The sequence below is a fragment of the Paenibacillus sp. BC26 genome (genome assembly GCF_900116125.1).
GTDB lineage: Bacteria > Bacillota > Bacilli > Paenibacillales > Paenibacillaceae > Paenibacillus_Z > Paenibacillus_Z lignilyticus.
In genome coordinates, this window is record NZ_FPAD01000001.1 from 1,244,256 (window position 1) to 1,258,583 (window position 14,328).

Sequence of the window (14,328 nt, forward strand, 5' to 3'; positions counted from 1 at the left end):
CGATTAGAGATGGAGGGATTAGTATGGATACGAAAAAAAGTATCCGCGAGCGCAGACAAGAGCGTATCCGCCGGATCATGGAACATAACAACAGCACACTTCCGCTTAAACAGGCTATGCAGCAGCCCCAAGCTCAGGCTCATCTGGTACCCTTGTCAGGTCCTGCCGAACCTCAAGCCAATTCCCCAATGAAGACAGCTTCCATTTCCTCATCTGTACAGCGAGATCTGGAAGATGATCCGGAGCGATTGTGGAAGGCGAACCCGAATCCATGGGAAAGCGCTGGTTGGAGGATTGCGCCTTTGCCAAGCAAAGATGTGAAAGCGAGTAAGCAAGGGGGACCGCAAGCGCCGCCACCGCGAGATTTTCGATTCATCGTCCGAGGGTTGTTCATCCAAACGGCTATTGCCGGGGCTATATTCATTATCGTGTTTGCGCTCTTCAAGCTGGATGTACCTGCTGCCAAGCAAGGACAGCAAGTGGTGACGTCTGCGCTGACGGAGGAAATGAATTTCGATGCTGCTGCCGCATTGTACAAGGATTGGTTTGCAGGTGCGCCGTCCTTCATCCCCTTGTTCGGCGACCATAATGGCGAGGAGTCCGAATTGGCCGAAGGCGCTGTCGATCTTCCCATCGTGTCTCCGCTCCATTCCGGTACCGTGGTCAGAACGTTTGCGGAAACACTAAGTGGGATTGAGCTGGCGGGTGAGCCGGGCCAAGAGGTCCTTGCCGTAGAGACAGGCAGGGTGCTTGTCGTATCTAAAGATGATGAAATGGGCGAAACGGTAGTTGTGCAGCATGCCAATGATCGAGTATCGGTCTACGGTCATCTGGGATTAGTCCGTGTAGCCGTGAACGATTGGATCGAAGCGGGAAAAACGATAGGCAAGCTGCCGGTAGCGGAGGAAGGCCAGCAAAGCCTGTTGTATTTCGCCGTGAAGGAAAAAGGCCAGTACGTCGATCCAGCGGACGTCGTCCCGATTGATTAAACTTGGCGGCATCCGCTGGTCCGTTCATCCGCTCTTCGTGCTGGTCATGCTCGCCTCCGTAGTGACCGGGTATTTTGTTGAGCTGCTGACCTTATTTGCGATCGTACTGGTTCATGAGCTTGGCCACGTTATGATGGCAAAAGGTTTCGGCTGGAGAATTCGAGAAGTCAAGCTGCTGCCGTTTGGCGGCGTAGCGGAGGTCGAAGAGGGCAGCGGCGTGCCGGCTAAAGAAGAAGCCATCGTCGCCATAGCAGGGCCGCTCCAGAATGTATGGATGGCCGCCGTTGCCTGGCTCTTAGGCCAGCTTGGGATATGGAGTCATGAATGGGCGGACTATGTATGGCAAGCTAACGTCATGATTGGCCTGTTTAATTTGCTGCCGATCCTGCCGCTGGATGGAGGGAAGCTGATGCAAGCGGCACTTAGCCGTGCGCTTACTTTCTATGGGACGCTTATCTGGGGCGGGCGTGTCAGCTTGCTCTTTAGCTGCATCATGCTGCTGTATGCCTTTGTCCCCGCTCTGGTGGAGAGAAATGCCGTCCATATTCACATGAATTTGTTCGCGGTCGGGTTGTTTTTGCTGCTCACAAATTGGACAGCCTATCGGAATATCCCCTATTTGTTTCTGCGGTTCTTAACGACAAGGGCTATGGCCTCGTCGCGAATCGTTGCGAGAGGGGGATGGGCGATGCCCATCATTATTCCGAGGGGATATACGGTTCAAAGCACATTACAGCTGTTCAAGCGGGACAGCTATCACTTAATCGTCATTATGGAGGATAAAGGGGATATTCTCGGTGTCGTGCCGGAGCAGCGAATCGTGAACGGTTTTCTTGAAGATGGGAAGGCTGACCGTGCAGTCTTGGAGCTTTTCATGTAATATAAGTATCAGTAAAGACCGACTGGACGGGAGGTCGAAAGATGAGAAGAATGCTGGTACACAAGCAGAAGGATTGGCTGCAAATTGCCGTTGTGGACAATAACCGATTACACGAATTTTATATGGAAAAGAACGAAGATGCCGGTCAATTAGTGGGCAGTGTCTACAAAGGCAAGGTCATTAACGTGCTTCCGGGGATGCAGGCCGCATTCGTTGATATTGGGCTGACGAAGAATGCATTTCTATACATCGACGACGTGCTGCATCCTCACCTGGAACGGCAGAGTAAGGAAAAACCGCAAATTAATCAATTGCTTACTGCCGGCCAAGAGCTGATTGTTCAAGTAATGAAGGAGCCGCTCGGCGGCAAAGGCGCCCGCGTTACGACGCATTATTCGCTGCCAGGCAGATTTCTCGTTTATATGCCTGCTGCCGATTACATAGGCGTCTCTAAGAAGGTGATCGGAGAAGCGGAGCGCCTCCGAATGCGAGGCATTGGCGAACAGATTCGATTACCCGGAGAAGGCGTCATTATGCGCACCGCGGCAATCGGCGAGAGCAGCGATTCACTTCAGCACGATGTGCAGTTCTTGCGGGAACTGTGGCAAGGTATCGAGGCGCGAGGGAAGTCCTCATCCGCGCCGGCATTGCTCCATCGCGAAGCCGATCTCGTTCACCGACTGGTGCGGGATTTGCTGACAGTGGAGATGGACGAGCTATGGATCGATGATCGAACGGCCTACCTCCAAACGGAGGCGCTTATGAAGCAAATGGCACCGGCGATGCTGCCAAGGCTGCGGCTGTTCGAGAAACAAGGGCAAGCGGGACTGTTTCAGCATTATCGAATCAATGAGCAGCTGCATGAAGCGTTTGAGCGGCGTGTTCGCTTAGGCTGCGGCGGTGATTTGGTTTGGGATCAGACGGAAGCTCTAACGGTAATCGACGTTAACACTGGTAAATTCGTCGGAACGAGCAATTTAGAAGACACGGTCTTTCGCACGAATCTGGAAGCGGCGGAGCAGATCGCCCGGCTGCTGCGGATTCGAGATGTCGGCGGCATCATTATCGTGGATTTTATCGACATGGAGAAAGAAGAACATCGGGACGAAGTGATGCAGCTGCTTGAGCGGCTCGTTCGCGCTGATCGAACCAAATGCCAGGTAGTCGGCTGGACAAGGCTCGGTTTGCTCGAAATTACCCGCAAGAAGGTACGGGAGCAAACAACTTCACCCGTCATTTAGATAACGAATCTTCCGCTACCACGCAGCCATCATTCGTGCATGTGAATGATTTTATAAAAAAGGAATTGCCATTGGGCGTTTGGATGTGCTATTATGTTATGGTGTCTGCAGAGGATATCTGATCTGCAGTCAAATACCGCGCAGAACAGGTTTCTAAGCTCGACCTTCTGAGGTCGGCACCTGAATCAGGCGAGTCTTCGATATAAGGAGGTGCAACATATGTTTGCGATTATTGAAACTGGTGGAAAACAGTACAAAGTTCAAGAGGGCGACGTTCTATTTCTTGAGAAGCTGAATGCTTTTGAAGGTGAAGAGGTAACGTTTGACCGCGTCTTGGCTGTTTCTAAAGGCGACGAGCTAGTAACTGGCGCTCCGGTTGTTTCCGGCGCTACTGTAACAGCTAAAGTCGAAAAACACGGCAGAGGTCAAAAAATCATCGTTTATAAATACAAAGCGAAGAAAAACTACCGCCGTAAGCAAGGTCACCGTCAGCCGTACTCCAAAGTAACGATTGGCAAAATCCAAGCTTAAGAGGTTAAATTATGATTACGGTCACCATTGAACGGCAATCCGCCGTTAATACACGGATCGTAGCGTTTGCAATAGAAGGACATGCCAAGTTTGCAAAGCCGGGCAAAGATATTGTCTGTGCTGGCGTATCGGCCGTTTCGGTCGGCACGGTGAACGCGATTGAGGAGTTGGCGGGACTTGCTCTCCCTGCTTCCATGAAGAGCGGCTGGCTCCGATCAGATATTCCGGTAACGAGTGATGCGAGCTCTAACGAGAAAGCTCAGCTGCTGCTGGAGGGTATGATCGTCATGCTGAATTCCATTGCAGCCTCGTACGGGAAGTATGTTGATATTCGTCAACAATTTCGGGAATAAAGGAGGGAACATCCATGTTGAAACTGAATCTTCAGCTTTTCGCTTCGAAGAAAGGTGTAGGTTCCACGAAGAACGGACGTGACAGCCAATCCAAACGTCTTGGCGCTAAACGCGCTGACGGTCAAACGGTAACTGCTGGCAGCATCCTAGTTCGTCAACGCGGAACGAAAGTTCACCCGGGCAACAATGTTGGCATCGGTAAAGACGACACGCTATTCGCGAAAGTGGAAGGCGTTGTGAAATATGAGCGTTGGGGACGCGATCGTAAGAAAGTCAGCGTTTACCCAGTTACACTTGCTCCGGTAGCGGCAGCAGAATAGTGAAAGATCCCTGGTCTGCATGCAGACCGGGGTTTTCTTTTTTTTATGAACAAAGCGATAACCAAAGATGATCTTTCTACTTTCTCGTGATATACTGTTTAAGGCTAGGAAAGAACAGGAAAGTAGGCTCGGCTTATGAATCGCATCGGAATGACCAAACAATTTGCGGCTGCATCCCTTTTGGTTCCTGCTGCTGCTGTTTTCATTTGGCCGGCGGAACTCTGGCTGCTGGCTGTGTTTATAGTCTGGCTTGTCCTTGTAGCTGCGTTCTGGGTTCTTACGGAACGAAGGGAACAAGAATCGCGAATGGCAAGGGCTGCTTCTGCGATGCAGCAAGCATCCATTCGAACGCTGAATCATCATCGCCATGATTGGATGAATGATCTGCAGGTCATATACGGATATATTCGAATGGGCAAAGCGGATAAGACCGTTCAGTACGTGGAACAGATAAGAGAACGGATGTTAACGGAGAGCAAGATCGCGAAGCTCGGAATTCCGTCGCTTGTCTTGTTTATACAGTCGTTTCGCACGATATCGCACTCATTGGTAATTGATGTGGAGATTGACGGTGATGTGAATTTGGCGGAGCTGCCGCTTGACGGCGAGCTTGCGGCGGAATCGATCGTCGGCATTATCAATGCCTATCGATTCGCCATCAGACCCGGCACGGGTGATGCTGAGCGGCTCGTTGTACGGATTTCGCGGGACGAGCAGCAGCTAAGCGTATCGTTCCACTGTGAAGGTATCATTAAAGAGATGGATGATTGGAAGATGAAATGCAAGCGGGCGCTTGATAAATCACCGCTTAAGCTGGCGGAGAATGGCCTGCAATCAGCAAGTGTCATGCTGCAAGCGCAGCTTGGGAAATAAACGGAGGCTAGGACATGTTTGTCGACAAAGCAAAGATATTCGTAAAAGGCGGCGACGGAGGAAACGGAATCGTTTCCTATCGCCGGGAGAAATACGTACCGAACGGCGGACCGGCCGGCGGTGACGGCGGAAGAGGCGGCGACGTTATTTTCCGCGTAGACGAAGGGCTACGTACCCTGATGGATTTCCGCTACCAGCGGCATTTCAAAGGCGAGCGAGGCGAGCGCGGCAAAGTGAAAACGATGCACGGCGCTAACGCGGAGCACATGATCGTTCGTATCCCGCCGGGGACGGTCATCATTGATGACGAAACCGAAGCCATTATCGCGGATATGACGCAGCACGGCTCGGAAATCATTGTGGCCAAGGGCGGACGCGGCGGACGCGGCAACTGCCGTTTCGCGACGGCAGCCAATCCGGCTCCGGATTTCTGCGAGAACGGCGAGGAAGGCCAAGAGCGCACCATTACGCTTGAGCTTAAAGTAATGGCGGACATTGGGCTTGTGGGCTTCCCGAGCGTAGGGAAATCGACGCTGCTATCGGTTGTTTCGGCTGCAACGCCGAAGATCGGTGCTTATCACTTTACGACACTGTCGCCGAACCTTGGCGTAGTAGATGTTGGTGATGGACGCAGCTTCGTGATGGCGGATCTTCCGGGACTGATTGAAGGCGCAAGTGAAGGCGTCGGTCTCGGTCATGATTTTCTGCGGCATGTCGAGCGTACGAGAATTATTTTGCACATTCTTGATATGTCCGGGTCGGAGGGGCGCGATCCTTACGATGACTGGGTGAAGATCAACCAAGAGCTCGAGATGTACAATCCGATTCTGGCGGAACGCCCGCAAATTATTGTGGCGAACAAGATGGATATGCCGGATGCAGAGGAACAGCTTGCTTTGTTCCGTGAACAGCTTGAAGCAAGCGGCGACGCCGAGAAACATCAATTGGTTGCGATGTCCTCTCTTACAAAGCAAGGGGTTCAAGAGCTGCTGTATAAGGCTGCCGATTTGCTGGCAACCGTTCCGGATACCCGCTTGATCGAGGAAGTGAAGGATGTAGCCGAGCGCAAAGTGTACACGCTCGAGCAAGAAGAAGATCGTTCGTTCAAAGTAGGCAAAGAGAACGAAGGCTTCTACGTGGAAAGTGCCACGATCGAGAAATTCATGAAGCGGGTTAACCTCAACAATTCCTACGATGCGATTATGCGTTTTGCACGTACGATGCGTAAGATGGGCGTTGACGCGGAGCTTCGTAAGATCGGTGCGAAAGACGGCGATATCGTTCGAATCGGCGACTATACGTTCGAGTTCTTCGAGGGCAGCGATTTCTCCTATCACGAATAAATAAAGTGAAACTGCTGCGGCGGTGTCTGTGCATGAACATGCAGACATGCTGCGGCAGTTTTTTGTTCATTCCAAGGATAAAATAGGTATAATGAGAATGTTGTGTTTCTCGATTGCCTATTGCCGCATTCGCCATTATTCGATATAATGTCCTCTATGGAAGAACAAATGTCTCTTGAGGGAGGACGGCAAGTGGAAGAACGATATTTTGTCGTCCGCGAGGACATGTTGCCGGAAGCGATCGTGAAGACGATCCAAGTGAAAGAGATGCTCCGGCGCGGCGAAGCCGCCACCGTTCATGAAGCGACGGAACGGGTAGGCTTAAGTCGAAGCGCCTTCTACAAATATAAAGACGGCGTCTACACACAGAATCAATTGAAACGGGAAGCGATCGTAACCATTTCCATGGATCTCGACCACCGGTCGGGCGTCCTCTCCAAAGTGCTTGGCCTAGTAGCCGGTACGGAAGGAAATGTCCTTACGATTCACCAAACCATCCCGCTGCAAGGTCTTGCCAATGTCATTATTTCCGTAGATACCTCGATGATGAACGGAGCTCTGTCAGAACTAATCGACGGCATCCGTAAGCATGACGGTGTACGCAAAGCAACGATTATTGGGCAAGGATAGAGAATTCGAGAGTTGAATTGGAGGATAACAGAACAATGAAGCCGATCAGAGTAGGTTTGCTAGGGCTGGGAACAGTCGGTACAGGTGTGGTACGCATCGTGGAAGGACATCAATCCGATTTGGAAAGCCAAGTGGGTTCCCCGATCGTCATTGAGAAAGTGCTCGTGCAAAACAAAAACAAAGCCCGTTCCATCAGCGTTTCTACGGAGAAGCTGACAGAGGACGTTTGGGAAATCATCTATAATCCGGATATCGATGTCATCGTTGAAGTTATGGGCGGCATTGAACTTACGAAGAACTACATTCTTGAAGCGTTGTCGCGCGGCAAGCATATCGTTACAGCGAACAAAGATTTGATGGCCTTGCACGGACCGGAAATTCTGGCCAAAGCGCAAGAGAACGGCTGTGACGTCCTCTACGAGGCAAGCGTTGCCGGCGGGATTCCCATCATTCGTACACTGGTGGAAGGCTTCTCGTCCGATCGGATTACGAAGATTATGGGTATCGTAAACGGTACTACAAACTATATCCTTACCAAAATGAGCAAAGAAGGCGCAGCTTACGGCGATGTGCTGAAGGAAGCACAGGATCTCGGATATGCCGAGTCCGATCCGACTTCGGATGTTGAAGGTTTGGATGCTGCTCGTAAAATGACCATTCTTGCGACACTTGGCTTCCGCGCTAACGTTGCACTCGAAGACGTGGATGTAAAAGGGATTTCCTCGATTACAAAGGAAGATATCCTGTACGCGAAGCGTCTTGGCTACGAAGTGAAGCTGCTTGGCATTGCTGAGCGTCAGGACGACTATATCAGTGTCAGCGTGCAGCCAACGATGGTCAAGCTTTCTCATCCGATCGCATCGGTTAACGGCGTCTTCAACGCTGTCTATGTATATGGCGAAGCAGTAGGCGAAACGATGTTCTACGGAGCAGGCGCAGGCGAGCTGCCGACTGCCACTTCCGTAGTAGCGGATCTTGTCGCTGTAGTGAAGAACCTGAAGCTTGGTGTGAACGGTAAACAAGAGAAGCTTGCTTATAAAGAGAAGAAACTCAAAACCGACGAGCAAATCGCTTCGAAATATTTTATGCTGCTCCATGTGGATGACCGTGCAGGTGTCCTTGCGCGCATTACGCAAGCTTTTGCCGAATACGAAGTGAGCCTCGAGTCCGTGCTCCAACAGCCGAACCCGAATATCCCGGAAGCGGAAATCATCATCATTACGCATGATGCGAACAAAGCTGCTGCGAAGAAAGTGCTTCAAGCGCTGGAAGGCATGGAAGTCGTGAAAGCCATTAAGAGTGTGTACCGCGTAGAAGGCTAAATATTATTTCACATAAAGGAGTCCTATTTCCATGAGATATCTAGGCTTGCTCGAAACGTATAAAGAATTTCTGCCCGTCAACGAAAACACACCGATGCTGACTCTTCAAGAAGGCAATACGCCTCTTGTACGCGCAGAGAACCTGTCCAAGGAGCTTGGCTTGAACCTGTTCTTCAAATATGAAGGCTTGAACCCGACAGGTTCGTTCAAAGACCGCGGCATGGTTATGGCGGTTGCGAAAGCGATGGAAGAAGGCAGCACAACAATTATGTGCGCGTCTACAGGCAACACTTCGGCAGCGGCTGCCGCTTATGCGGCGCGCGGCGGTTTGAACTGCATCGTGCTGATCCCGAATAACAATATCGCGCTTGGCAAGCTGGCTCAGGCGATTATCTACGGTGCAAAAGTTATCGCGATCAACGGTAACTTCGACCGTGCGCTTGAAATCGTTCGCGAAATTACGGCGAAGCACCCGATTACGCTCGTGAACTCCGTCAACCCATATCGGATTGAAGGCCAGAAGACGGCTGCATTTGAAGTTGTGGACCAGCTTGGAGGCGAAGCGCCTGACTACTTGGCGATTCCGGTTGGAAACGCGGGCAATATTTCGGCGTACTGGAAAGGCTTCAAGGAGCTGCACGCACATGGCAAAATTTCTTCGCTGCCGAAGATGGTCGGCTTCGAAGCGGAAGGCGCTATGGCAATCGTGAAGGGCGAGCCGATCGCGGAACCGGAAACCATTGCAACAGCTATCCGGATCGGTAACCCGGCAAGCTGGAAAACAGCTGTGGCTGCAGCGGAAGAGTCCCAAGGCCAAATCAACTATGTGACGGATGAAGAAATTCTGGATGCGTACAAGCTGATCGCACGCCGCGAAGGTATCTTTGCGGAGCCCGCATCGGCTGCATCCATTGCCGGCGTACTGAAGCTGAAGCGCGAAGGGCAGTTTAAAGGCGGCGAAACGGTAGTTTGCGTATTAACGGGCCATGGCTTGAAGGATCCTAACATCGCCATTAAGAGTGTACAAGCCGAGCCTATCGTGGTAGAAGACAACGAAGAAGCGGTTATGAACGCGATCCGTCAGCTTGAGGGTGCGGCAAAATGATGAACCGCCGGGTGATGGTAAAGGTCCCGGCCAGCACGGCGAATCTCGGTCCGGGTTTTGACACGCTGGGAATGGCGTTGTCGCTTTACACTTGGATCGAAATGACGATCCCAAGTGATGGAAGCACGGTTATTGAATTGCATGGAGACGGGCTGGAGGGCATTCCAACCGATAAATCCAATTTGATCTATAAAGTTGCGCAGCAGGTGTTTGAGGCAGCGGGAGTGGAAGTGCCGGAGCTGCATATCGCGATGTACAGCGACATTCCGCTTACTCGCGGTCTTGGCAGCAGTGCATCCGCCATCATCGGGGCGTTAACTTGCGCGAATGCGTTAATCGGCAACCCGCTTAGCGACGATGCCTTGTTTCAGATCGCCAGCGAACTTGAAGGCCATCCGGATAATGTCGGTGCATCCTTGTTCGGCGGGATTGTCGTCTCGGCATGGGACGGATCGCGTGCGGAGAAGGTTCGGATAGAACCGCATGCCGATTTGGACGTGCTGGTAGCCATTCCGTCGTTCCAGTTATCGACAGAGAAGGCACGCCATGCACTTCCAACTCAAATTTCAATGAAAGATGCCGTCTTTAATGTAGGCAGCAGCTCGCTGCTCGTGGCGGCATTCGCAAGCGGCAATCTGGATTTGATCGCTTTCGCGATGCGTGATCGCCTTCACCAACCTTACCGGGCCGCATTGGTTCCGGGTATGGAGGAAATTCTGGATCAAGCTACGGAGCACGGTGCTTTAGGCGTGGCGCTTAGCGGAGCGGGTCCAACGCTGCTTACGCTCGTTCACAAGAACAGCCCGCGCAAGGCGGAGCTGGAAGCATTTCTCGGTGAAACCCTTGGTAAACATGGCATTCAGGCGCAAACGATGTGGCTGAAGCCTTGTGCGGAAGGTCCTGAGATCACGGTGAGCAGCAAGCAGCTGGAGCAATTATTCATGGAACGGATTAAAGGAGAAGTCAGGGCATGATTAGCGTAGCATGTTTGACGAAAGGCTCAACATCAGACGAAGCAGCACGGTACTTATTGAACGGCCATGGTGCCGATATTCACTATTCCTATCATCGCATGATTGCAGATGTGTTTCTCTCCACAGCGGAAGGCAAGACAACCTACTCTATCATTCCGATTGAGAATACAATCGATGGTTCCGTTGGCCTGCATACCGATTGGATCGTGGATGAAGTAAACCTGCCGATTCAAGCGGAGTGGGTATACCCTTCCATTCAGAACTTGATCGGCGAAGCGAATGAGCTTACGACTGACGGCGAGCTTGCTTACGACAGGATCGTTAAGGTGCTCAGCCATCCGGTGGCAATGGCGCAATGTACGCAGTATCTGAAGAAGCATATCCCTCATGCGGAGCTTGAGCATGTCGGCAGTACTTCGGAAGCTGTGCGCATTGTGCGCGATAACCCCGGCCGCGGCTGGGCGGCTATCGGACAAGTGTCTGCCGCTGCCGATAATGAACTCGCCGTTCTGGAGACAGCGGTAACTGACCATGACAACAACTTTACTCGTTTCTTGTTGGTGGGATCTGAGCCGTTTACGCTTCGTGATTCGCAGTCCCATAAGACGAGCATCCTCATTACGATGCCGGAGGACTATCCGGGTGCGCTGCATCAGGTGCTCTCGGCGTTCTCTTGGCGCCGCATCAACCTTTCGCGGATTGAATCCCGTCCAACGAAGAAGCAGCTTGGCAATTATTATTTCCTGATCGACATCGATATGTCGCTGGATACGGTTCTGCTGCCGTCCGCAATTGCTGAAATCGAAGCGATTGGCTGTCAAGTCCGCGTCCTAGGAAGTTATCCAAGCTTCAAATATACCGCGTCTGAGTAGTCGTAAAGGTGTCATGGACATGTTCATGCGTGGTTGGTCCGTTCGGAAAGTTAAAGCTCTGCCTCGTGTAATGGAGGCGGGGCTTTAACTTTTTTTTGTAAGGAAGGGTGACACTCGCCCATCTCATGCATAGGATGTAGGGATTGATAACGGGCGTTTACCACGTCTGCCCAAGGCGTACAAACGTGACAGGAGGTTTTTGACGGGTGAAAATTCATATTGTCAAAAAAGGCGATACACTATACCTCATTGCCCAGAAGTATAATGTGTCGCAGGAAGAAATCATTAAACTGAATCCTGCTATCACCAATCCGGACATGATTGACGTCGGAATGAAGATCAAAGTACCTGCTTCCCATACGGGAAATACGGACTTTATGCACCAGCATGTTGTTCAGCAGGGGGATACATTGTGGAAGCTCTCCAAAGCATGGGGAATCCCGCTCAGTGATATGATTAAAGCCAATCCGCAGCTGAAAAATCCAAACGTGCTGCTGACCGGCGAAGTTGTAAATATACCTAAGCCAGGCGCAGCACATCCTATGCATGAAACGCACATGCAAAGCGTAAACGAGAATTCGGGATCAGGTCATCATCCGCTCCACCCTTCCTCGGTGATGCAAGGCGTTCAAGGCCTGATGGGCAAGATGTCGACTGCGCCTTCCTTGCTCGGCGGCAAGAAATCGACTGGGCAAAAGCCGAACACGATGCCGGTACCGATGCCTACGCCGGTACCGGAGCAAGTTGCTCCGACGCCGATGCCGGAGCCGGCTCCAATGCCGATGCCGTTGCCGGAAATCATGCCGGTCGCAGAAAAGAAATATCCGGTTTACAACTCTTATGAGCAGCATGTTGACTTATTCAAACAATACGGCGTTCCGGCTACCGAGGTCATGTCGCTCTATGATATGCCGAAAATGCCAGAAGCGGTATCTCCGGCATCGATGGGAGGCGGCTATGGGCAGCCGACTGCCGTATCTCCGGCATCGATGGGAGGCGGCTATGGGCAGCCGACTGCCGTATCTCCGGTATCGATGGGGGGCGGCTATGGGCAGCCGACAGCCGTATCTCCGGCGTCGATGGGAAGCGGCTACGGCTATCCTTCAGCTGTATCTCCGGCATCGATGGGAGGCGGCTATGGATATCCGTCAGCGGTATCCCCTGCATCGATGGGGGGCGGCTACGGTTATCCGTCAGCGGTATCCCCTGCCGAGATGGGTCCGCAAGGCGGATATGGCTATCCATCTGCAGTTAGTCCTGCAGAAGACATGGAATGGTGTCCGCCCGTAACATTGCCATGGGGAGCTCCGAGCTACGGTTGGGGTCCACAGGCGGTATCCCCTGCCGAAATGGGTCCGCAAGGCGGCTACGGCTTCGATCCGTCGATGGTATCCCCGGCTAACATGGGTCCGCAAGGCGGCTACGGCTTCGATCCGTCGATGGTATCCCCGGCTAACATGGGTCCGCAAGGCGGCTATGGTTACCATGATCCGTCGATGGTATCCCCGGCTAACATGGGCCCGCAAGGCGGCTATGGTTACTATGATCCGTCGATGGTATCCCCTGCCGAAATGGGTCCGCAAGGCGGCTACGGTTACTACGATCCATCGATGGTATCCCCGGCTAATATGGGTCCGCAAGGCGGCTACGGCTACTACGATCCATCGATGGTATCTCCGGCCAATATGGGCCCGCAAGGCGGTTACGGCTACATGGGCGGCGGTCAAATGGCGCCTGTCGTAGCAGGAGCTTCAACAGGCAAGAAAAATTGCAACTGCGGCTGCCATGAGAAACGCGAGGATGAAGTCGATCAGTTCGAAGAAGAGGATACACTGAATGTATCCCCGAGCAAATCGGCCTCCCCGCGTAAACCGGCCAAAAAGGTTGTCGTTCGTCAAACGCGCACCGTGAAACCGAAACGCCGCGGAAGTTTACCGTGGATTAATCGCTAAACGATGTCGCTAAATAAGTCCGGCCGTCCTCGCATGGAGAAATGCGCGGATGATGCCGGGCTTATTTTTGTGACGTGATGTGGCGGGTGTAGCAGCCTTTTCTACATATTCGAGCAAAATGTGCATAATTCTCCAGCCGAGGTGAGAGACTAACAAAAAAGGTAAAAAGGGGAGTTCCCGATGATGGAATTCAGCCTCTGGAAGAAAATCAAAAAAAAGCTGCTCCGGAATCGACGGCCAATGTGGCAATTAGGCTGCCTGCTTGCTGTGACCTTACTGTCACTTACAAGCGTTCGTTCCGTACAAGCCATGAAGCAGGGGCATCCTCCTTCAAGAAGCGTTATCGACGTGCTGGCCTCACCTTCAGAGCAGGTGACCGTCAAGCTTCATCGTATTTTCTTATGCGGTGAGGAGAAGAGCACGCTAGGACAGATGACATCCAGGGAAGCGCTTAGGTTACTCAAAGAGCATCCGGAGTGGACGGCTGTGCTTGATACGGAATCAGCGGTCGTAATGGAGCAGCGTATCGATGATTTGTCGGAATCCTGCAAGCATAACGGCTATATCAGTATGGACAAAGCAGGCAACTTAACGTTATTCGACGGTTCGCCGAAGAAAGAAAAGGTGCTGCGAACCTTTTTTCAACTGGATGTCAACTACATGGAGAGCAGCTTGCCGAAGGAACGGATCGAGGAGCTCGTGAACGGGATTCGGATAACGGACAAAGACGAGTACAACAGCGTGTTGTCCACATTCAGCGATTATGCAGTCGATCGGACCGAGAAAGTAATGAAACGAGACTTCTAGCTGCAGGTCATACCAATAACAATACCAGCTAAGCCCAATATTCAAACAGTGGAGAGACGGACGCGCGCAGCGTTCGTCTTTTATATTGGTAAGGAGCTTGCCCGAAAGACAAAACGCGTGTTCTCATCATGCCTAT

15 protein-coding genes are annotated in these 14,328 nt (G+C 52.0%); all 15 read left to right on the top strand.

Going from position 1 to position 14,328, the window contains the following annotated elements; genetic code table 11:
• Positions 1–23 precede the first annotated feature (23 nt).
• The 15 genes from BM412_RS05180 to BM412_RS05250 all read left to right on the top strand — a co-directional run bounded on the left by BM412_RS05180 (position 24) and on the right by BM412_RS05250 (position 14,192).
• Positions 24–989, top strand: coding sequence for a M23 family metallopeptidase (locus tag BM412_RS05180; RefSeq protein ID WP_091214806.1), 966 nt, complete (start codon positions 24–26; stop codon positions 987–989).
• Positions 982–1,869 carry a M50 family metallopeptidase gene (locus BM412_RS05185; protein WP_091214809.1) on the top strand — a complete coding sequence of 296 codons (888 nt, stop codon included), beginning with the start codon at positions 982–984 and terminating at the stop codon, positions 1,867–1,869. Before BM412_RS05180 ends, BM412_RS05185 begins: the two co-directional genes overlap by 8 nt.
• A 41-nt stretch (positions 1,870–1,910) precedes the next feature.
• The gene (locus BM412_RS05190; protein WP_091214812.1) at positions 1,911–3,110 is read left to right on the top strand and encodes an Rne/Rng family ribonuclease; all 1,200 of its coding nucleotides are present in this window, start codon (positions 1,911–1,913) and stop codon (positions 3,108–3,110) included.
• A 219-nt stretch (positions 3,111–3,329) separates the two neighbouring features.
• Positions 3,330–3,641, top strand: coding sequence for a 50S ribosomal protein L21 (gene rplU, locus BM412_RS05195; protein ID WP_091214815.1), 312 nt, complete (start codon positions 3,330–3,332; stop codon positions 3,639–3,641).
• An 11-nt stretch (positions 3,642–3,652) separates the two neighbouring features.
• Positions 3,653–3,994 (top strand): ribosomal-processing cysteine protease Prp, encoded by a 342-nt coding sequence (locus BM412_RS05200; RefSeq protein ID WP_091214817.1) that lies wholly within the window; start codon positions 3,653–3,655, stop codon positions 3,992–3,994.
• A 14-nt stretch (positions 3,995–4,008) separates the two neighbouring features.
• Positions 4,009–4,314: a 50S ribosomal protein L27 gene (gene rpmA / locus BM412_RS05205; RefSeq protein ID WP_090983078.1), complete on the top strand. Its 306-nt coding sequence runs from the start codon at positions 4,009–4,011 to the stop codon at positions 4,312–4,314.
• Between the two features lie 135 nt (positions 4,315–4,449).
• The gene (locus BM412_RS05210; protein WP_091214820.1) at positions 4,450–5,187 is read left to right on the top strand and encodes a Spo0B domain-containing protein; all 738 of its coding nucleotides are present in this window, start codon (positions 4,450–4,452) and stop codon (positions 5,185–5,187) included.
• A 14-nt stretch (positions 5,188–5,201) separates the two neighbouring features.
• Positions 5,202–6,530, top strand: coding sequence for a GTPase ObgE (obgE, locus tag BM412_RS05215; protein WP_091214823.1), 1,329 nt, complete (start codon positions 5,202–5,204; stop codon positions 6,528–6,530).
• A 192-nt stretch (positions 6,531–6,722) separates the two neighbouring features.
• Positions 6,723–7,160 (top strand): ACT domain-containing protein, encoded by a 438-nt coding sequence (locus tag BM412_RS05220; RefSeq protein WP_090983085.1) that lies wholly within the window; start codon positions 6,723–6,725, stop codon positions 7,158–7,160.
• 35 nt (positions 7,161–7,195) lie between these two features.
• Positions 7,196–8,482 (top strand): homoserine dehydrogenase, encoded by a 1,287-nt coding sequence (locus tag BM412_RS05225; RefSeq protein ID WP_091214827.1) that lies wholly within the window; start codon positions 7,196–7,198, stop codon positions 8,480–8,482.
• Positions 8,483–8,513: 31 nt separating this feature from the next.
• Positions 8,514–9,587, top strand: a complete 1,074-nt coding sequence (gene thrC, locus BM412_RS05230; protein WP_091214829.1) for a threonine synthase — start codon at positions 8,514–8,516, stop codon at positions 9,585–9,587.
• Entirely contained in the window at positions 9,584–10,561 is a 978-nt protein-coding gene (gene thrB / locus BM412_RS05235; RefSeq protein WP_091214832.1) for a homoserine kinase, read from the top strand. Before thrC ends, thrB begins: the two co-directional genes overlap by 4 nt.
• Entirely contained in the window at positions 10,558–11,433 is an 876-nt protein-coding gene (gene pheA, locus BM412_RS05240) for a prephenate dehydratase (RefSeq protein ID WP_091214835.1), read from the top strand. The genes thrB and pheA overlap by 4 nt, the downstream gene beginning before the upstream one ends.
• Positions 11,434–11,639: 206 nt before the next feature.
• On the top strand, positions 11,640–13,385 hold the full coding sequence (locus tag BM412_RS32315) for a LysM peptidoglycan-binding domain-containing protein (RefSeq protein WP_091214838.1): 1,746 nt from the start codon (positions 11,640–11,642) through the stop codon (positions 13,383–13,385).
• 180 nt (positions 13,386–13,565) lie between these two features.
• Entirely contained in the window at positions 13,566–14,192 is a 627-nt protein-coding gene (locus tag BM412_RS05250; RefSeq protein ID WP_091214840.1) for a BofC C-terminal domain-containing protein, read from the top strand.
• The last annotated feature ends 136 nt before the right edge of the window (positions 14,193–14,328 follow it).